The organism is Streptomyces sp. SID5785, from assembly GCF_009870065.1.
GTDB lineage: Bacteria > Actinomycetota > Actinomycetes > Streptomycetales > Streptomycetaceae > Streptomyces.
Genome location: NZ_WWIA01000227.1, coordinates 1 through 3693 on the forward strand (window position 1 = coordinate 1; position 3693 = coordinate 3693).

The window sequence follows — 3693 nt, forward strand, 5'->3', positions numbered from 1 at the left end:
GGTTTCGGGCGGCTCGCCCCGGCCGACCTGGACGCGTTCGCCCGGACGTGGCTGGCCTGCGCCCGTTACACCGAGGAGGTGTCCCAGGCGCTCAGCGCCGAGGCGTGGAAGCCCTGACCTGCCGTGCGCATGACCCGCACGGCACATGACGCGCACGGCACAGGCCCGCGCGGCACATGACGCGCGCGGCACAGGCCCGCGCGGCACATGACGCGCGCGGCACAGGCCCGCGCGGCACAGGCCCGCACGGCACAAGCCCTCTGAGACGTCATCCCTTCGGATGAGACATGAGTGTCTCATTCGGGTTATGCTCGTCTCATGGCTGTCGACCGATCCCAGATGCTGCACGCCGCAGCGGCCCTCCTCACCCGCAAGTCCACCGCCACGATGGACGAGGTGGCGAAGGCCGCCGGCATCAGCCGCGCCACGCTGCACCGCCACTTCGCGGGCCGTGACGCCCTCGTGCGCGCGCTCGAGGATCTGGGCATCGACGAGTGCGAGGCGGCGCTCGACCGCGCCGCGCTCGACGCGGGCCCGGCCGAGGACGCGCTGCGGCGGCTGATCGCCGAGCTCGAGCCCGCAGCCCCGCTGCTGGCCTTCCTCACGACGGAGAACCAGCTGTTCGAGGGGGAGCAGCAGCACGCGGGCTGGGAGCGGCTCGACGCCCGGATGGTCGCGCTGTTCCGGCGCGGCCAGGAGGCCGGCGAGTTCCGGATCGACCTCACCCCGGCCTGGCTGTGCGAGGCGCTGTACGGCCTCGTCGGCAGCGGTGCCTGGGCCGTGCAGGACGGCCGCGTCGCGGCCAAGGACTTCTCATTCATGATCGCCGAGCTGCTGCTCGGCGGCGCACGACGGAGCGTGGAACGATGACCAGCACCCACCAGCGACCCCCCGTGCCGGAGGTGGTGGCGCGGCCCGGACGGTGGCTCGCCCTCGGCGTGCTCGTGCTGGCCGTGCTGCTCGTCGCCGTCGACGCGACGGTCCTCGGCCTGGCGACCCCGTACATCAGCGAGGACCTCGAGCCCTCCGGCACCCAGCTCCTGTGGATCGGTGACGTCTACTCGTTCGTCATCGCCGGACTCCTCGTGTCGATGGGCAGTCTCGGTGACCGCATCGGCCGCAAGAAGCTGCTGCTGACCGGCGCCGTCGCCTTCGGAGCGGTCTCGGTGCTCAACGCGTACGCGACGACGCCCGAGCTCATGATCCTGGCCCGGGCCCTGCTCGGTGTCGCGGGCGCCACCCTGATGCCCTCGACCCTGGCCCTGATCCGGAACATCTTCCACGACCCGCGTGAGCGCTCCCTCGCCGTCGGCATCTGGGGCGCCATGGCCTCGGCCGGCGCGGCCGTCGGACCGGTCGTCGGCGGCTTCCTGCTCGAGCACTTCTGGTGGGGCTCGGTGTTCCTCATCAACCTGCCGGTGATGGCGGTGCTCGTCGTGATCGGCGCCAAGCTGATCCCGGAGTCGAAGAACCCGGTCCCCGGACCGTGGGACCTGCCCAGCGTCGGCCTGTCGCTCGTCGGCATGATCGGTGTCGTCTACGCGGTCAAGGAGGCGGCGGCCCACGGCGTGGGCTGGGAGGTCGCGGGCTCGGCGGTGATCGGTGTCGCGGCGCTGGCCGGTTTCGTGCGGCGCCAGCTCACGCTGGACTCCCCGCTGCTCGACATGCGCCTGTTCCGCAATCGCGGCTTCTCGGCCGCGGTCCTCGCCGACCTGCTGACCATCCTCGGGCTGTCCGGACTGGTCTTCTTCCTGTCGCAGTTCCTGCAACTGGTGCAGGACCGCCGGCCGTTCGAGGCGGGTCTCGCCGAACTGCCCGCGGCGGTCGGCGCGGTGGCGGCCGGTCTCGTCGCGGGCGCCGTGGCGCGCCGCTTCTCCGTGCGCGCCGTCGTCGCGGCCGGCCTCGCCGCGATCGGCCTGTCGCTCGCCGTCCTCACGGGCCTGAGCAGCCAGACCGGTTACCCGCTGCTCGGCGCGGTGCTCCTGGTCGTCGGTGTGGGTGCGGGTTTCTCGTTCACCGTGACCGCCGACGTGATCCTCTCCAGCGTCCCCAAGGAGCAGGCGGGTTCCGCCTCCGCGGTCTCCGAGACGGCGTACGAACTCGGCGCGGCCCTGGGCATCGCCCTGCTCGGCTCGATCGTCACCGGGGTCTACGCGGGCTTCACGGCCCCGCCGGGCACCCCGGCCGCCGTCGCCGACGCGGCGCACGACTCGCTCGGCGGCGCCGTCGAGGCCTCGACGGCCCTGCCGCCCGGCCAGGCGCACGAGCTGCTCACGTCCGCGCAGGGCGCGTTCGTGGACGGGCTCCAGGTGGCCGCGGGCCTCGGCGCCGCGGTCCTGCTCGCGACCTCGGTCGCCGCCTGGTTCCTGCTGCGCGGCCAGCGTCTGGAGAACTGACGCCGCCCGCACGGGTGACCTCCCGGCGGCACACGACCGGGGCCCGGCCCCGCGGATCGCTCCGCGGGACCGGGCCCCGGTCAGGTCAGGTGCTCGCCGCTCGCCGCCTCGGCCGCAGAGCGGCCCGTGCGGGCGGGGTGGGGCGGGGGCGGTCAGGCCGCCTTGGCCTTGGTCGCGTACATGTCCACGTACTCCTGGCCCGACAGCTGCATGACCTCGGTCATCACGGAGTCGGTCACGGCCCGCAGCACGTAGCGGTCGCGGCCCATCCCGTCGTAGCGGGAGAACTCCATCGGCTCCCCGAAGCGCACGGTCACCCGGCCCGGGCGCGGCATGCCCGAACCGCCCGGCTGCAGCTTGTCCGTGCCGATCATCGCGAACGGCACGACGGGCGCACCGGTCATCAGGGTCAGCCGCGCGATGCCCGTGCGGCCCCGGTAGAGCCGGCCGTCGGGGGAGCGGGTGCCCTCGGGGTAGATCCCGAAGATCTTGCCCTCCTCGAGGATCCGGCGGCCGGTCATGAGCGCGGCGACCCCGCCGTTGGCCCCGTCCCGGTCCACCGGGATCATGCCGACCCCGGTGAAGAACCAGGCCATCAGCCGGCCCTTGAGGCTCTTTCCGGTGACGTACTCGTCCTTGCCGATGAAGCACACCTGCCGGTCGCAGACCAGCGGAAGGATCATCGAGTCGATGAACGTCAGGTGGTTGCCCGCCAGAATGACGGGGCCGCTGCCCGGAATGTTCTCGGCGCCTTCCACCCGTGGGCGGAACATCAGGCGCATGATCGGTCCGAGCACTGCCTTGATGAGCGCGAAGCGGGACAACGGGCCCTCCGGTGTCAAGGAATGGATGGCAGGTCTGTGCAGGTGAGGACGATACTCGCGCGTACCCGCCCGTCGCACATCGGGTTCACCGAGTGGATACACAGAGTTGATGCGCGGGCGCCTCACCCACGCCCCCCGGCCGCATCCCCGACACACAGGAGTCATCCCGCATCACCCCGACGTTCCGCACGCGGTCTCCCCGTCGTCACCCCCGCGCCCCTACCATCGGTCCGGCTTCGGCAGGTACACGGCAGCACACGGGCCGTACACGGCAGCACTCGGCAGGACTCGGCAGGAGGAGCGCCCCATGGGGAACGAGAAGGCTCAGGCGGCACACGAGGCGGGCACCGGGGGAGGCCTCGGCCGGCGCGCGCTGCTCGGCGCGGCGGTGCTGAGCGCGGGCGCGGCCGTCGCCGCCGTGCCCGCCGCGGCCTCGGCCGCCGACCGCTCCGGCGGCGGACACCACGACGGCG

Annotated in this window: 3 protein-coding genes; 2 read left to right on the forward strand and 1 reads right to left on the reverse strand. The window is 72.9% G+C overall.

Translation table 11 applies throughout. From position 1 onward, the window contains the following. Nucleotides 1-318: 318 nt before the first annotated feature. Together GTW43_RS06860 and GTW43_RS06865 are read left to right on the forward strand one after the other, a co-directional pair. Nucleotides 319-870, forward strand: coding sequence for a TetR/AcrR family transcriptional regulator (locus tag GTW43_RS06860; protein WP_202501143.1), 552 nt, complete (start codon nt 319-321; stop codon nt 868-870). Further along, nucleotides 867-2396 carry an MFS transporter gene (locus GTW43_RS06865; protein WP_161300728.1) on the forward strand — a complete coding sequence of 510 codons (1530 nt, stop codon included), beginning with the start codon at nt 867-869 and terminating at the stop codon, nt 2394-2396. The genes GTW43_RS06860 and GTW43_RS06865 overlap by 4 nt, the downstream gene beginning before the upstream one ends. A 152-nt stretch (nt 2397-2548) precedes the next feature. Here GTW43_RS06865 and GTW43_RS06870 read toward each other — a convergent pair whose 3' ends face one another. Beyond that, nucleotides 2549-3238, reverse strand: a complete 690-nt coding sequence (locus GTW43_RS06870) for a lysophospholipid acyltransferase family protein (protein WP_161300729.1) — start codon at nt 3236-3238, stop codon at nt 2549-2551. Nucleotides 3239-3693: the final 455 nt, after the last annotated feature.